The organism is Helicobacter muridarum (assembly GCF_000765805.2).
GTDB classification, from domain to species: domain Bacteria; phylum Campylobacterota; class Campylobacteria; order Campylobacterales; family Helicobacteraceae; genus Helicobacter_A; species Helicobacter_A muridarum.
The window spans coordinates 131670-149578 of sequence record NZ_JRPD02000004.1; the positions used below are offsets into that span (position 1 = coordinate 131670).

A 17909-nucleotide genomic window follows, 5' to 3' on the forward strand; every position below is an offset into this window, starting at 1 on the left:
TGATACAAATAAACACAAATCCAATCTAAAAGCATGCAAAATAAGACAAAAATAATATAAATAGGCAATAAAGTAAAACAGTAATATAGAATAATATAAGAACACATAGCAAAAAGGAAGTAAAATAGTTAAAATACTTATTTGGGATATTGACTTCCCTATTTACTATTAATTAGTCATTTATTATTTAATCATTTCATCAATTTTTTCCAAAATATGAGCACCAATAGGAATAGCAGAAGTAGCTGCAGGACTTGGAGCATTACATACATGCACAGAGCTAGGAGTATTTACAAATAAGAAGTCTTCAATTAGATTCCCGTCATTACTAACTGCTTGCGCTCGCACGCCTGCTGGATAAGGATGCAAATCATGCTTATCCAATATAGGACAATATCTTTGAACTATTTTTAGATAACCACTCTTACAAAATGAATTCTTCATCTCTATTATACCTGTGCCAAAATGCTTAGCAATGACCTTACGAATGCCACCATGTCCAATCATTTCCATAATATCATGATAAGAAAAATCTCTCTTAGTATATCCTTCGCGAGCCCATGCTAAAACTGCATTTGGTCCAACAGTAACACTGCCATCTATCATACGTGTTAAATGGATACCTAAAAATGGAACATCAGGATCTGGAATCGGGTATATTAGATGTTTCACTATGTTATTATGTTTGCTAGGTAGCTGATAATATTCTCCGCGAAATGGACAAATAATAAAATCTGGCTCAATATCCAACATACGAACAATCCTATCAGACATTAGTCCCGAACATGTAATTAGATAGCGAGATTCAAACCGACCTTTTCTGGTTTTCACTACCATACCTTGAGAATGTTCAGTTAATCCTACAACTTCAGTATCATAAAATACCTTACCACCGCTCTCTTCAAATCGCTTAGCCATTGACTGCGCTACTTCCACATAGTTAACAATGCCACTAGATGGAAAGAATATACCACCAAGCCCCCTAATATTTGGCTCTCTTTCTTTAAGTTGCAAAGAATCTAACCAAAAACGCTCCAATCCATTGGCAACAGTCCTTTCCCATAATGCTTTCATTCGCTCCATCTCTAAAGGAGTAGTCGCTACTAAAAGCTTCCCACAAACATCATATTTGATTCCATTCTCATCACAAAAAGACTTTGTAGCCTTATTGCCATCAAAGCAAAAACGCGCCTTAAGACTTCCTGGCGTATAATATACACCAGCATGAATAACGCCACTATTATGACCAGTTTGATGCCTACCTGCTGATTGTTCTTTCTCTAATATAGCAATCTTGCTATCTGGATATTTCCTTATCAGCTGCATAGAAAAAGACATGCCAATAATACCGCCGCCAATTATTATGAAATCATATACCAAAGAAAACTCCTTAAATTTGATTCCAAAGAGCCCCATGATTAAGAGCTACTAAGTTACAAAAACCAACTATCTTTTAGAACATAGATAAGCTATGAGTTAGCTTCTATTAGACCTAGCCAAATGATGATAAGACTTGAAAGGATTAGTGGCAAATGAGAAATATCCTCTTTGCCTCATAAGTTCTCTCCTTAATTTTTCATGCCTTTCAAACTTATCCCTACCATGCAACCAAAAAAGATTGTTGATTAACAAAAACTGTCCAACAGGAACAGGGAAAGAAAGCTTCTTATTGCTATTTTCAAGAGAATCTCCCAAATCTGCCAACCAAGTCCCCTCCTCGTAGTCCTTAGGTTGTGCAAATTGATCTATATAAAGCATAACAGGACGACCGTCATTATCTGTCTCAAAAACAGGATGATATGAATCTTCTGTAACGTTTTTACTAGGAGGTGCAGACCACTTCATTACACGTCTTGCTAGATGATGATTAAAATATTTATCTAAATCTTCCCAATCATCAAGGTGTAAAAGTTGAGAATCGCCTCCTTTCATATTTTGCTCATCAATTTTATACATAAGAACATAATCTGTAACTTGATTAACATAAGTGCCATCATTATGTAATTCAAGTGGCTTTTGCGGTTGTCGCAGATAACTATCAGAATTATCAGTATTCACAACAGCCCATCTAGCATAAAATTTACCAGTCATATCATCAAAATTAGAACGACCAACAAGATGAACAAAAGCGGTAGCAATTTTTACCATTTCATCGCCTTGACTTACATCATCAATACCTTCAGGATTGATTAGCAAAGCACCTTGTTCACGATTTGTTAGAGTTGATTGTAAGATGTTTTGTAGCTTATTATCACATAAGCGATTTAGAATCTCTGCTACACGAAACCGCAAAAAAGACTTATATTCAAGAGATTGGACAGGATATTGCTCTACTTCTTTTAAAAAATCTTGTACAACTTCCTTAGTAAAAACAACTTCCAAAAGCCTAGGCGAATAATCAGAATGCGCAACTTTGAATTGTTTACTTTGAAAAATGACTTCTTTCATAACATCATCTCCTCTTATACAGCTATGTTGTAATCATATATAAAAATAATTTTAATAATTTAAGTGAGAGTATAAAACACGTCACTTGAATAAAAGAATTGCATTTTGTAGCTTAATATTTCTTTAATTAAAGAATCTTGAACTTATTTTTGAATATATTTGTTACCAAATGTTACTATTTAATATTTCAATTGATAAAAAACTTAAAGCTAATTAGAAGATTTAAAGCTCAAAAACAATAAAACAATCACAATCTATTTTATTATTTGTGTTAATAGCAAAATCTAAATAAATTAGAGTAACTTAAAGTAACTATATGCAAATTATATGTTTATTTATTACACATTGAGATTCCATTATAAACATCATTTTACACCAAGCAACATATCTATCATCTCTCTAACAGCACCATGCCCGCCAGCTGCCTTTGTAACAAAACAAGCCTTAGCTAGATTAATAGGACTAGAATCAGAGGGCGCAAAGCTATATGCGCAAACATCATAAAGAACAATATCATTAACATCATCTCCAATACATGCTATATTGGAGGGTGAAATATTATATTTTTTACAAATATCATTAAGACACATAAGCTTATCATCTACACCTAAACAAACTTCATGTATACCAAGCTCTTTAGCTCTATGCTCTACAATAGTAGATTCTCTACCGCTAATAATGCTAACTAAACCGCCACGTCTTATCCATTCTACAATACCCATGCCATCTTTGACATTAAAGCTCTTTGCCTCTACAATGTAATCATTAATATTCATAAGTAGAATTTGACCATTTGTAAGAGTTCCATCTACATCTAATGCTATCATTTTTATATGATTTGCATCTATATTCATAGGCAACCTTTCGTGCTTGGAATGCAAGCCCTATCATTATGAAATACAGCCTTACGGAGACTCAAGGCAAAAGCTTTAAAGGCAGCTTCTGTAATATGATGTAAATTTTTCCCGCGTTTTAAAACAATATGAGCACTTATATTTGCATTAAACACAACAGCGCGAAAAAACTCTTCTACAAGTTCAACATCAAAATCACCAATCTTTCCTACATATCCATTAATGGCGTTACTCATATCAAAAAATAAAAAAGCCCTATTGCTTATATCCAAATCACACTCCACACAAGCCTCGTCCATAACCACACTGCCATTTCCAAACCTCTCAATACGTTCAACTGGAAATATACACTTATACAAAGCTTGACCTATTACAATACCACAATCCTCAACAGTATGGTGAAAATCAACAAAAGTATCACCATTGCATTGGATTTGCAAATCCAATAAACCATGCTTACTAAATGATTCCAACATATGATCAAAGAAACCAACTCCAGTATTTACTACACTATTACCACTACCATAAAGGTTTAACTTTATATTTATATTTGTTTCCTTAGTCTTACGTGTAATATCTGCGAATCTATCGCTATTAAAATCCATATTCATAAACAATCCAACTTGATATTTTAAGGTAATTAAAGATTTTAACATAATTGATCATAATTATAAAATACATTATGCTTTGTTAGAAAATCACTTAAGTATTTGTTATAGAATATTTTACAATTTTTCGTGGAATGCTTGTTGTTTTTGCATACTTCAAATCCTCGACTTTATAATAAAACAATTAAGGATACAAAATGAACTTTCAACGAGAACTAAAGATAAAAAAACTAAAAGTAACACCACAACGTATAGCCATATTAAAAGAAATAGAATCTAACGGACATATAGGTGTTGAGGAAATATATGAGAGAATAAAGTCAAAATATCCCTCCACGTCCTTAGCAACAGTGTATAAGAATGTAGCAACAATGTGCGGAATGTCAATATTAAGAGAAGTTAAAGCACCGGGTCATAAGCAAAAATTCGAGCTTAGCAGAGATAAGCACGTGCATGTAATGTGTGAAAAATGTGGAAAATTAGAGGATTTGCATGTAGATTTCTCATCATTGCAACATAAATGCATGCAAATTAGTAAATATCATTTATATGATGTATCTGCCGTATTTTTAGGAACTTGTCCTGACTGCATAAGCAATAAAAATATACAAGAATCAAATATTTATAGCAGTAAGCAAAGGTGGCACACATAATAACATTTAATATTATTGCTATATTTGTGGGTAGATATATGATAAATATACTTTGATTATAAATATAACAATGATTAGATGGTTAAACATTGCTTCAACATATAATCAATGAATTAGTAAATTGCGAGATAAGGGAAGAAAAGAGATAGTTAATCAATTTAATTTTTATCATAAAGACAATATTTTATGATAGAATCATAGCTTTATTTTTGATGCTATTATGAAGGAAATATATGAAACGCACTTATCAACCGCACAACACTCCAAGAAAAAGAACGCATGGTTTCAGGGTTCGTATGAAGACAAAAAACGGAAGAAGAGTAATTAATGCAAGAAGAGCAAAAGGCAGAAAGGCTCTATCAGTAGCTTAATCTTAACTAATATTAAGCATTAGGTAGCTAATAACAAGTTCCGCGAATTTCACATGCTATACTTGTAAAGATTACAAAAGTAATCCATAACAAAACCCAAACAAACATATATCTTCTATTTGGTATTACAATGAGCATTGATTTTACAATAGAGGCAAAGCATGGCGCAGCTAGGGCTTCTAGGTTTGTCTTAGCGCATGGTGTTGTAGAAACGCCCATTTTTATGCCCGTAGGAACTCAAGGGATTCTAAAGGGTATAGATTGCGTTAGTGCAACTAATATTTTACAAACTAAACTAATACTTGCAAATACCTATCATCTTTATCTACGTCCGGGCACAGATATATTAAGCAAAGCTAGCGGTATACATAGCTTTGCAAACTTTAATGGCAATTATCTTACTGATAGCGGAGGATTCCAAGCCTTTAGTCTAGGAAGTAATGCAAAATCAGATGATACGGGTATAACATTCCAATCCCATATAGATGGGAGCAAACATAGGTTTACCCCTACAAAGGTGATTGACATTCAATACATCATTAACTCCGATATAATGATGGTTTTAGATGACTTAGTTGCATTGCCTGCTAGCAAGTCCAGAATACTAGATTCCATAAATCGAACAACAAAATGGGCAAGACAAAGTATAGAATATCATAATAATCAAAAAAACATAAGAGAAATATGCAATAAAATCTTTGCCATTATGCAAGGCGGCATTGATTATGAAATGCGAAAACGAAGTGCCAATGAATTATGTGAGCTAGATTTCGATGGATATGCCATTGGTGGATTAGCAGTAGGAGAGAGCAATAAAGATATGTATAATTGCTTAGATTATGCTGTTGCCTTTTTACCTGAAAATAAACCTCGCTATCTAATGGGGGTTGGCACACCGCAGAATCTTTTAGAATGCATTGATCGAGGTGTAGATATGTTTGATTGCGTCATGCCAAGCAGAAACGCTAGAAACGCATGTATATTTACTCAAAATGGCAAGATAAATATAAAAAATGCCGGCTATAAAATAGATTTTTCACCACTAGATTCTGAGTGCGAATGCTATACATGCAAGCATTACAGTAAAGCATATTTACATCATTTATTTCGAGCCAAAGAATTAAGCTATCACAGCCTAGCAACAATACATAATCTTTTTTTCTATATGCAATTAATGAGCAATGCAAGAAATGCCATTTTGCATGGATATTGGGATAAATACAAAAATAATATGTTAAGAAAATTAGAGGGAAGCTTATGGCATTAGTAAAAAGGCAAGATTATATGCAAAAAGATTCTAAAATTTTTGTAGCAGGACATAAGGGGCTTGTTGGTAGCAGCATCGTAGAAGAGCTTAACAAAGAGGGTTTTAATAACATCATTACTTGCGCAAAAGATAAATTAGACTTAAGAGATCTAATACAAGTAGATAAGTTCTTTTCCGAACACAAGCCTGAATTCGTATTTCTAGCAGCGGCTAAAGTTGGGGGAATTTTAGCAAATAATACATATCGTGCAGACTTTATATATGATAATCTATGTATTCAAAACAATATAATCTTTAGCGCGTATAAACATCAAGTAAAAAAACTCATATTCCTAGGAAGCTCATGTATTTATCCAAAGCAAGCAGAACAGCCAATAAAAGAAGACTATCTTTTAACAAGCCCATTAGAATACACTAACGAGCCATACGCCATTGCTAAGATAGCAGGAATGAAAATGTGTGAAAGCTTTAACATACAATATGGCACAAATTTTCTATGTATTATGCCTACTAATCTATACGGCAATAATGATAATTTCAATCTATTCAACTCTCATGTAATCCCTGCCCTAATTCGCAAAATGCACCTAGCAAAGCTACTTTCTAACGGAAACACTCAAGCAGCATTAGATGATATTCAAAGGGATTGCGCTACTACTCCCAAGCAAGCCCAAGATATGCTTGACAAATTGCTAATTAGCGCAAAATCTGTTGGAATCTGGGGCAATGGCAAACCTAGACGAGAGTTTTTACATAGCAAAGATATGGCAAGCGCGAGCATATATATTATGCAAAATATAAATTTTTGTGATATTTTGCGACTAAAAAACCTTAATGAAGATTCAGAGATCAGAAATACACATATAAATGTAGGATATGGTAGCGATATTAGCATTGCAGAGCTTGCCAATCTAATAGCTGATATTGTAGGATTTAATGGAGAGATTCTATATGATTCTAGCAAGCCTACTGGCACTATTCAAAAGTTAATGGATTCTAGTATGCTAAATAACATTGGATTCCAACCTAAGATTTCGCTTGATATAGGCTTAAGAGAAGTTTATAAGAACTACTGTGATAAATTTTACAAGTGAAGATTCTAATATTTAACATACAATTAATATAGCAGATGGCAAATATCTATCAATAACACATAGTCATAAGGCTATCATTACAAAATCAAGCAAAAGGAAGCCAAATATATTACTTAAAGCTAGATTTAATCTATAAGCTTTCTTAATTTTATAAGACTTCTTGCCACTTAAATGCTTGATAGAATCTAAACCTACAAAATAAGGCTAGCTTCATATCCAAATAGAAAACAAACATGCCCAACTTGGAAATAATAAAGTATAATCAAGCACAAACACAAGGAATAATCGTGCTAATAAGATTACTATTAATTCTTGCCCTATCTTCTGCCGCCTTTGCTAAAGATAATGTAGCGCAAATAAAGGAATATATAAAGCAATCATATCTTGCTCTATACCCAGAGATGAGCATAGATTCCATATCATTAATTGCTAGAAATGAGCTAAAGATATATGAAATCGAGATTCTAAGCAAAAGCCTATCATCACTAAAATCATCTCAAGGATATATAACTCTTACATATAAATATAAAAATGCAATTATGCAAGAATCTCTGCGTTATACCATGCGCGCATACATCACAATATACACTGCTATACATAATATTCCAATTAGAAGCAACATCAATCCAAACAACATATCACCAAAGAGACAAGAGTTCACAAGTTTACCATCTACCCCTGCAAGCAAAAGCGAAATACTACAATCAAGCTCAAAGGTAGCAATAGCTAGCAATTCTATTATATTGCAAAATAAATTAAGCCCAAAAATCTTGGTGCAAAAAGACTCTCTTGTAAAAATTATTCTTTATTCCGATGGCATTGAGGCTATAGCACAAGGCAAGGCATTAGAATCAGGAGTAAAAGGAAGCATTATTAAGATTCAAAATGCAGATAGCAAACGTATAATACATGCTGAAATCATTGATGAAAATGTGGTAATGATTAAATAAATAATTTTCATATTTGCAACTTTGCGTAATTGCTTCTAACTGCTTCATCACCTAAATACTTAAGCTACATATAAAAACAAAATATATCTTGTCATTCAAATCTTTATAGCCATTAATTACAAATAAAAATCTAATTTCTGATTTAATATAAAAGATATTTCACTTAAAGCTTAATATATGACAACAAATATTAAAGTCAAGAAACTAATACATCAATATATAAATCCCAAACAAAACATTGCAGATATAGCATATAAATAAAACCAATTTATACTAATAATAGTAAATAGTAGGAAAATGTAACAAAGATGATTTTTTTTACATATTTTGACACTATTTAATTAAGTATTTAGAAAAGTTAATGCTATGATAATAGAAATAGCATAAATAAAATATTTATTGCTTTAGGTTATTTCAAAATAAGGAGTTATGATATGTCTATTTTTAAGCCTTTTGTTAAAAAAACATTAGTAGTTGCAAATGTTTTATCTATTGTTCTATCTCAATCCTTATTCGCAAATGGGATTGTTATAGACACTACTCATACGCAAAATAATCCACATCTAACTCATTCTCAAAATAATATAGATATAGTAAATATTGCTAAGCCTAGTCAAGCAGGCATTTCAAATAATTTCTATCAAGAGTTTAATGTATCGCAAGATGGCTTGATACTTAATAATATCCTTAGTAAAGACGTCCTAGCCAATACCAATCTTGCTGGGCTTATATATTCAAATCCAAATTTAGATAGTGCTACTGCTAGATTAATACTAAATCAAGTAACAGGGACTAATATTTCTGAAATGCTAGGCTACTTAGAGATTGCAGGGGGAAGAGCCGACTTACTAATAGCAAACCAAAATGGAATCACTTGCAAAAATTGCGGCTTTATCAATGCAAGCAATGTAAGCTTAGCTACAGGAGCATTAAGCAAGGAGGAGCTAAATAGGCTAAATAGCCTTAGGGAATATAATGAAAATACGCAAATTGCGCTAAATATAAAACAAGGGCAGATTTTAGTCGAGGCATTAGACGCTAAAAATGTAGCAAGCCTTACATTATTAGCAAAGAATATGAAAGTAAAAGATTCCTTGCAAGCGCAAAATCTTCGCATATTATTAGGCTCTAATCAAATAAGCTTTTCACCCATTACTCTACTTTATAGACCCATTAAACTAAATGATGAGGGTAAGACAGAGGCGTTAGCATTAGATGTTGCCTATTTGGGTAGCGTGCTATCAAATAAGATATTCATAGTAGCCACAGATGAGGGCGTAGGGATAAAGAACTCTGGGCTAATGGCTAGTAATGCATCACAACATAGTGGAGATAATGGATTCATATTAAAAGCAAATGGCAAGATAGAAATATCTAAGCCCATAGAGGTTACTACTAGGGCTGGGATTCTAAAAGCAAGTGTTGATGAGCTAGATTCTACAACTTCGCAATCAGCAAAAATAGCCCCCATGCTTTATTCAGAATCTTCTATTGATATAAAAGCAAAAAGCATTGAAAATAACTCAATCATACATGCAAAAGAAGATATAGTTATTGCTGCGGATTCTGTGCTTAGTAAAGGCTCTGCTGATATTGAAAAAAGGGTTATATCTAAAGAGAAGTTCGAATCTTGGCATCCAACTATAAATCACGCATTTGGTAGTCATGGTGGCACAGATAAAAAACACACTACATATACTTATGATATTGTCAACTATGATGAATATATTAATGAGGATACATATTCTCCAAGTATGATATTGGGTAAAAATATCAGAGTAGAGGCAAATGACTTCATCAATGATACGGGCATTATCTATGCTAGCCAGTCCTTTGACAATAATGCAGCTAACTTTAGCAATCTCTCCCCTACTCTGCGAAACATTACAAGCTATGAAAATGGCAAAAAGGTAGACTATGATAGATACGGTAAATGTACCTTCTTATTGCAATATGTTAACAAAAATATGTTTTGTGGAAGCACTTATACCTCATCATCATTTACCCGTGCTAGTCAATATAGCCTGCTCGACTTTACTGCACCAAGTATTGATTATAGCTTGATTGAGAATAATTCCTATGATGTTGTATCTTTAGCTCTTGATTCCATAAAATTTCAGCCAGATGCATATCAGAGCGATTATCAAAGCTTCATTGCTTCAGATGGATTTAAAAGACATTTAAAAAATGCGGGCTTACAGTTTGTAGGCAATAATATCACACAGGCTACATATATAGACCCTATTAATACGCTTAAACAAAATAATGACTATATGAGCTTTAGACTTCCAGCCCCAAGAAATATAGATAATAGAAATATAAACAATGCCAATCTAAAAGTAGGCGTATGGGCGAACTCTATCAATATAAACTCTACTAATGTCCTAAACTCCTCTAGCATTAGCTCTGATAGAAACATGATGATAAACGCAGATTTCATTATCAACAACAATGGCAAGCTAGTTTCTACAGAGGGATTAGATCTAAATGCAAATACCTTCAATCAAAGCGGAGGAGCAATCAATGCAAAGTCAATTGCCATTCGTGCAGATACAGCAAATATACAATCAAGCACTTTAAGCAATTCAGCAAAGCAGATTGCTTATAAATTTAAGTTTAATAGCAAACAAGATATATTTAAAAACCCATACAAAGTATCATATATAGATTCTACTTCTAGTAATACTACCTTAGGCTCTATGGCTAATATTTCAGGAGATAGCATTAGCATATTTTCTAATAAGTCTAATATTTCAGGCGTGAATATAAACGCTAAAAACGACATAGCAATAAAGTCCAATTCACTAAAAATCGATACCATTGAAACAAATGATAAATATAGCGATTTAGTAGCTATACATGAAGATACAAAGCAAATAACTACAAGCATTAGCGGTAGAAACATCTCACTTCAAGCAAGCAAAGATATGAATCTAGTCTCTGCAGATATAAAGGCACAAGATAGCCTAACCCTAGAATCAAATGGAGATATAAGCATTGATACAGCCCAAAATACAAATAAATCAAAAACAGAAAGAATTGATAAAGAATCTAAATTTTGGGATAAAGACACAAAACAAATTTTCTCTAGCACTACTACAACGAAAACTACACAGGTATTTAAGACAACAAATATAGCTTCAAACTTCACTGCAAGCAACATAACCATAAATGCCACTAATAATCTAACTGCATATAATCTAAACTCAAATGCAGATACTATAAATATGAATGCTAACAATAATATAGCATTAAGCAATAAAACAGATAGCTCTAATACTATAATAGATACTAAAAAGAAATTATTTAAAAGAGTATCATATATAGATTCTACTTCTAGTAATACCACCTTAGGCTCTATGGCTAATATTTCAGGAGATAGCATTAGCATATTTTCTAATAAGTCTAATATTTCAGGCGTAAATATAAACGCTAAAAATGACATAACAATAAAGTCCAATTCACTAAAAATCGATACCATTGAAACAAATGATAAATATGGTAATTTGGCAGCTATGCATGAAGATACAAAGCAAATAACTACAAGCATTAGCGGTAGAAACATCTCACTTCAAGCAAGTAAAGATATGAATCTAGTCTCTGCGGATATAAAGGCACAAGATAGCCTAACCCTAGAATCAAATGGAGATATAAGCATTGATACAGCCCAAAATAAAAATAAATCAAAAACAGAAAAAATTAATACTACACACAAACTTTTCTCTAGCACTACCAAAACAGAAACTACACAAGTATTTAAGGCAACAAATATAGCTTCAAACTTTTCTGCAAGCAACATAACCATAAATGCCGCTAATAATCTAACTGCATATAATCTAAACTCAAATGCAGATACTATAAATATGAATGCTAACAATAATATAACATTAAGCAATAAAGCAGATATCTATAATACTATAATAAATACTAAAATAGAAAACTCTGGGCTACGCTTTGAAAGCAGCAATGGATTCTATGGCATGAGTATAGGCAAAGATACTAAAAAGACGAATCAAAACAATCTAGCCAATATACATAATAATGCTTCTCTAAATGCAAACAGCATATCAATGAATAGCAAAGATATAAATATAGAATCTAGCGACTTAAAAGCTAAAGATTCTATAGCTCTAAATGCAAATAATGTAGATATAAAATCGCTAGATAATGAATATAAAAATACAACTACAGAAGAGTTTAAATCTAATAGATTTAGTATAGGCATAAAGTCAAAAGAAGTAAATGATTTATCTATAAATATCCTAGCTAAAAACCCAACTAAACGAGCTTTAAACAAGATTCCTGCTAATTTTACACAAAACTTCGCTACTAAAATTAATCCTGCCAAAGTAGATTCATTTGGCTTTAAAGCAGGCTTCACGCATAAAAACAATAAAAGTACCGATCATTCATTTAGCACTTTTGCCTCTAGCTCAAATATCACTAGCGATAATATAGCTATAAATTCGCTAAATGATACCAATATCATAGGATCAAATCTTAACAGTCAAAATATAGCCCTAAGAGGTGAAAATATAAATATAGAAGCAGCCAAAGAGTTAAATACTACAAGCAAATCAGAAAATAATACTACAATAGATGCGAGTTTAGAATTTAACATAGGGAAAAAAGGAAGTGCTGAGGGCTTAAGTCTAGGCGGCAGCTATGCTAATCAAAAAACAGAATCTAGTAGTAAAAATATTACACATAAAAGCTCTAGTATAAAAGCTAATAACCTAATAATACAAGCCAAAGATTCTACAAATATAATAGGCTCAAATATCGATAGTAAAAAAGCTAATATAAATACAACAAGCTTTAATCTAAAAAGTGCGGAAAATACTAGCGAATATTCTAGTAAGGAAAAAGATATATCAGTAGATGCAAAGCTTACATATAACGGCACATACGGTGTAGATGCAAATGTTAGTAATAATCAAACAAATGAAAAAACAGAATCTAAAAGTAATCTAGCCTCAAATCTTAATGCTAATGATTTTATACTTAATGCAAGCAATAATACTAATATAATAGGCTCAAATCTAAATGCGAATAATGCAAGTATAAGCACAAATAATCTAAATTTACTAGCTTCAAATGATACTAATAACAGAAATTTTAATAGCTTTGGTGCATCATTTAGTGCTTCATTTAGCAAAAATATCCTTAATAATGGCATGAAATTTAATGTTAATGGCAAGTTAAATAATCTAAGCTCTAATACTTATAATAGTGCTAAGTTAAATGCCAATAATTTAAATCTTAATATCAATAATAATCTTAATCTAATAGGTGGAAATATAGAATCTAAGTCTCTAAATACAAATATAGCCAATGATGTAAATATAGCTAGTTTACAAGATAGTGAAAGTAGATTTAATATAGAAGCTAGCATTAGTAATTCTAATAGCCTTATCCCTAAGCTTAATAGTGCTTTAAGCTTTGGCAATCATAAAAATGTAAAATTACAAAGCGGTATAAACACAGATACTATAAATATGAATGTAGGCAGTAATATTGCTTTAAGCGGTGCATATATAGATAGCGATAATGGAAATATAAACGCAAATTCTATATCACATAATAATTTAAGCAATAGTTCATCATATTCTCAAATATCTAACAATGTTTTCAGAAGTGAGTTGCCCGGTATTGGGCTAGATTCTGGCTATACTTTATCTAGTATTAGTCATAATATTGCCCTTAATGCCAATGGTAATGTGCTAAGAAGTAATTCTATAAATAAACAAGTAAAAAATCAAGCTGAAATTATCCCGAAAAGGATGGATATCATAAATAAAGCTATATTCGCTCCAAAATCTCTTGTAAAAGATTATATTATAAAGGATGAATTAGATTCTATAAAAGATTTTGCAAATAAGCCGATTAATTATATAGCAAATAATCTTAATAAAGGCATTAAAGTAAGATTGATAAACGATGGCATAAATAGTTTATCAGACAATGCTAAAAAATCTATTAATAATAAGATTGATAGTGGTGTAGACAAAACATTATTAAAGCCTTTGGATGTTAGTATAGCAAAAGCTATATCTAATGGAATTAAAGCAGCAAAAAATAACAAAAAGTAGGTGAAACATGAAAAAATTAAATCTTACATTAATATCTACCTTAGCATTTATGAACGCTGTATATGCAGATTCTAGTGATAGATTTGCAGTATTTTTCTTAGGCGGTGGAGTAAATGGCATCTATAATATAAGCAGGCTAACAGAACTACAGCCTGTTGATTATAGTAGCATAGCTAATACTTTTCCAAATTTTAGTTCAAGTAGCAATGTTATCAATAGAATGTGTAAAAGTGGCACTTGTGATTTAAGTAGTTTAGGCGGTGGTCTAGGTGTTGAGGCTGGAGTAAAGCTTCGTCCTTTTAGCTTTTTAGAGTTTGACTTATGGGTTGGATTTGATTATTCTGCTATGCTTGATAGTGGCGACTATCCGAACTCTATAAAGCTAAAAAAAGAAATAGGGGGCTTTGATTATAAAAATACATATAAAGACGGCGAGTATGATAGTGTATGGCCTGATCTTATGCACTTCTCTTTTAATGCTACTGCTACCTTTAGGGTGAAACGTTTTGGATTTACAGGGGGTATTGGTGCTAGTATATGGGATAAGTCTTATAATATCAAATTAAAAAGACAAAAAGATTTTTTTAATGATGAAAAAGAAGAAAAAAATAAAAGTGGTGGTGCTAATGGCGTTTCTTTAGATCTTATACTAGGCTTAAGCTATCGTTTGGGAGAAAATAAAGGGACACAAGAAATCGTAGCAAGATTTGTAATGCCATTTAGAGAAATGGTACACCAAGAAAGTGGAAATAATGGGTATGTAGACTACAACGAGAGAACGACTTTACATCCATATATGATAAATATCTTTTATAGGCATTACTTTTAGAATCGCAAACGTTCACATAACTAGCAATTTGCTAGCCTATTGTATGTAGATAATATTATCTATATACAATAGGCTAAACAATATGATTATAAGCCTATAAATTATTTAATTATTAAGGAGATTATTATGAAAAAATTATTAGTAGCAGGTTTAATTAGCTTTAGCCTAAGTGCATCTTTAGCAGAAGCAAGATTCTTTTTAGGAGTTGAAGGTGGATGGGGTAAAGGGGAGACTACATTTGAAAATAAAGTAGTGAAATATGGTGAATTTACAAATTCGAAAGCTATGCACGGTTGGCTTGCCCTATTAAATATAGGTGGCGAGTGGATGTTTAATGAAATGATTGGCATGAGGACATTTTTATCGCTTGGTTATGGACAAAATTACTTTGTTGAAAAAACATTCCACGATATTGAATTAGGCATTAATGCCGATATGATCTTAGATTTGTATAATAATGGCTCCTTTTCTTTTGGATTATTTGGTGGTATTGGTAGTGGATATAACTCAACATTTGAAAAGTTTGGATTCGCAGGAATAATAATTGGAACAAATATTCCAATATATGGAAGAGCTGGTTTAACATTTGGACTTGGAGAAAATAGCAGGGTAGATCTTACAACATACCTACCTATAGCATCTTATAACGTTATTGGATTTAAAGGTGGTCTTGGTGAACTAAGTGAAGGTGACATCAACGATTTAAATAAATTTGGAATTGCTGGTGCATACAACCCAATTAGATTTACATTAGCATATAGATACATTTTCTAATTCTAACCATGTCTAATAGAACCGACAAAAAACGTTTTGTTTCATCAAGGAATACAAATAAGATATTATTATCTATCTGTATTCCTACATTTTTCATCAATGCGTTTTTAGCTCCTAGCATTGCCTCACAAGGCAAAGAGACTTTATGTTTCCCTATTCATAAAATATATTTCTCCTCCATTTCAAGTTATCTATATCCAACAACAAAACTACAATCAGATGAAACAATAGATGATGATAACGGCTTTATAACAAAACAATTTCCATTTACAAAAACCATAATAAAGCCATATTTAAATCAATGCTTAAATGGGCAAGATATAGTCTCTTTATTACAAAATCTAAATGAAACAGCGATCAAAAATGGGTATATAACCACTCACTTTGGCATAGGTGAGCAAGACCTAAGCTTAGGAGAGCTTGAAGTTCGCACTCAAATAGGTAAAATAGGAGATATAGACTATCAGAGTAATGGCAATATGCTTTTCTTTAAAAAGGACTTTGCTATCAAGCATGGTGATATTTTGAATCTAAAAAAGCTAGAACAAGGTGTATCAAATCTAACAAAGATAAAGCATATTGATACAAATATGAAAATACTACCAACATATAGTGATGATATGAGCGATGTTCTAATCACACTTAAGAAAAAGGGGATTCCATTATCTGGGAAATTTATATTTGATAACAGCAGCACATTATTTGACCATTATCAAAGCACACTGCTATTAAATTATGAAAATCCTCTAAAATTAGCAGATACCCTAACATTATATTTACTAGGCTCAATCCCTTTTAAAAATAAACCAATTTCAAAGAATTATAATCTATACTCCTCAATTAGCTATGCCGTGCCTATTCGTAGATTCTTACTTGAAACAAATCTAGCATATTCCAAAAATGCGTTGCAAATTCCTTTAAGTAATTTCACATTAGATTATCATAGCTGGAGCTTTAATATAGACACAAAGCTTAGCTATGCCCTTTTAGCAAACCAAAAGCATAATATATCTATCGGATTTAGTCTTGGCTCTAGAATCTCCAATAGCTTTATAGAAGATGTAGAGCTAGTAGTGCAAAGGCAAAGAATCTTACAATACTCTCTATTTAGCCAATATGCCCTAACTCTTAGTCCATATAGATTCTCAATTAATCTTAGTATCTTACATGGCTTTTCAATGCCTACTCCAGTATCATCTAGTTTTAATTATATTGTCCCAACGCTCAATCTATATGCCTATGTTCCATTTAAGATTAGTAAGTTTACTACAATATATACCGCTAGCATTAGGACGCAAGTAGCTCAAAATAGACTTTATGCAAATGAGCAAATCTTAATCGGTGGATTATATGCTGTAAGGGGATTCCAAGGAATAAATCTATCAGGTCAATTTGGAGTTATATGGCGTAATGATATATCTGTATATATACCAATGTTTAGTAAATCTAAATGGGAACTAACCATTGCCCCAAGTATTGGGATTGATGCAGGATATATTAAAAATTTGCTAAAAAATCAAATTACAAATCTACCAGATTCTGGTGTGTTTTTATCTGGTGCTGGTATAGGATTGCAATGTATATTAAAGCACTTCAACATACAAACATGGTGGCATTTTCCAATTTATAGTGCCAATAGATTTAAAACACAAAGTTTCTTTTTTGCTATGTCTACAAATTGGTAACTTCTACCCAATACTTATTGTCAATAATAAATGTGTATTATGCAACTTTCAAATAAAATAAAAGCGGTAAGAGAATATAAGGGTTTTACACAGGTTTAATTATCACAATATAGTTGAGTATATTTAGATTCCATAAAACGATATGAAACAAAAGATAGCAGCAATATCACCGTTGATAACTTAATAAAAATCCCAGGGGGGTTTGGACTTTGAACTATATTATTTTTCTCTCAGATGAAATGTCCCTAAGTTGTCCTTAAGTCTCAAAAAAAGATTCATTAGTA

At 31.9% G+C, this 17909-nt stretch carries 13 protein-coding genes; 9 read left to right on the forward strand and 4 right to left on the reverse strand.

Features of this window, described 5'->3' with window-relative positions; all coding sequences use genetic code 11:
* Positions 1–183 precede the first annotated feature (183 nt).
* The 4 genes from lhgO to hisB all read right to left on the reverse strand — a co-directional run bounded on the left by lhgO (position 184) and on the right by hisB (position 3907).
* Positions 184–1380, reverse strand: coding sequence for an L-2-hydroxyglutarate oxidase (gene lhgO, locus LS73_RS03295; protein WP_244912883.1), 1197 nt, complete (start codon positions 1378–1380; stop codon positions 184–186).
* Between the two features lie 96 nt (positions 1381–1476).
* The gene (glaH, locus tag LS73_RS03300) at positions 1477–2448 is read right to left on the reverse strand and encodes a glutarate dioxygenase GlaH (RefSeq protein ID WP_104692094.1); all 972 of its coding nucleotides are present in this window, start codon (positions 2446–2448) and stop codon (positions 1477–1479) included.
* Between the two features lie 365 nt (positions 2449–2813).
* The gene (locus LS73_RS03305; protein WP_104692095.1) at positions 2814–3302 is read right to left on the reverse strand and encodes a KdsC family phosphatase; all 489 of its coding nucleotides are present in this window, start codon (positions 3300–3302) and stop codon (positions 2814–2816) included.
* The gene (hisB, locus tag LS73_RS03310; protein ID WP_104692101.1) at positions 3299–3907 is read right to left on the reverse strand and encodes an imidazoleglycerol-phosphate dehydratase HisB; all 609 of its coding nucleotides are present in this window, start codon (positions 3905–3907) and stop codon (positions 3299–3301) included. Before hisB ends, LS73_RS03305 begins: the two co-directional genes overlap by 4 nt.
* Before the next feature lie 200 nt (positions 3908–4107).
* Between hisB and LS73_RS03315 the strand changes: the two genes are divergently transcribed.
* The 9 genes from LS73_RS03315 to LS73_RS03355 all read left to right on the forward strand — a co-directional run bounded on the left by LS73_RS03315 (position 4108) and on the right by LS73_RS03355 (position 17625).
* Positions 4108–4563, forward strand: coding sequence for a Fur family transcriptional regulator (locus tag LS73_RS03315; protein WP_052089598.1), 456 nt, complete (start codon positions 4108–4110; stop codon positions 4561–4563).
* 233 nt (positions 4564–4796) lie between these two features.
* Positions 4797–4934 carry a 50S ribosomal protein L34 gene (rpmH, locus tag LS73_RS03320; RefSeq protein ID WP_034557930.1) on the forward strand — a complete coding sequence of 46 codons (138 nt, stop codon included), beginning with the start codon at positions 4797–4799 and terminating at the stop codon, positions 4932–4934.
* 136 nt (positions 4935–5070) lie between these two features.
* A complete protein-coding gene (gene tgt, locus LS73_RS03325) occupies positions 5071–6201 on the forward strand; it encodes a tRNA guanosine(34) transglycosylase Tgt (protein WP_052089683.1) in 1131 nt (376 codons plus the stop codon).
* Between the two features lie 17 nt (positions 6202–6218).
* Entirely contained in the window at positions 6219–7295 is a 1077-nt protein-coding gene (locus LS73_RS03330) for a GDP-L-fucose synthase family protein (protein WP_034558185.1), read from the forward strand.
* A 287-nt stretch (positions 7296–7582) separates the two neighbouring features.
* Positions 7583–8245, forward strand: coding sequence for a flagellar basal body P-ring formation chaperone FlgA (gene flgA / locus LS73_RS03335; protein WP_233708873.1), 663 nt, complete (start codon positions 7583–7585; stop codon positions 8243–8245).
* A 434-nt stretch (positions 8246–8679) separates the two neighbouring features.
* Complete coding sequence (locus LS73_RS03340; RefSeq protein ID WP_104692096.1) at positions 8680–14337, forward strand: hemagglutinin repeat-containing protein; 5658 nt, start codon at positions 8680–8682, stop codon at positions 14335–14337.
* Positions 14338–14344: 7 nt separating this feature from the next.
* Positions 14345–15166 carry a hypothetical protein gene (locus tag LS73_RS03345; RefSeq protein ID WP_034556995.1) on the forward strand — a complete coding sequence of 274 codons (822 nt, stop codon included), beginning with the start codon at positions 14345–14347 and terminating at the stop codon, positions 15164–15166.
* A 126-nt stretch (positions 15167–15292) separates the two neighbouring features.
* Positions 15293–15940 (forward strand): outer membrane beta-barrel protein, encoded by a 648-nt coding sequence (locus tag LS73_RS03350; protein WP_034556993.1) that lies wholly within the window; start codon positions 15293–15295, stop codon positions 15938–15940.
* Between the two features lie 8 nt (positions 15941–15948).
* Positions 15949–17625, forward strand: a complete 1677-nt coding sequence (locus LS73_RS03355) for a ShlB/FhaC/HecB family hemolysin secretion/activation protein (protein WP_034556990.1) — start codon at positions 15949–15951, stop codon at positions 17623–17625.
* Positions 17626–17909 lie beyond the last annotated feature (284 nt).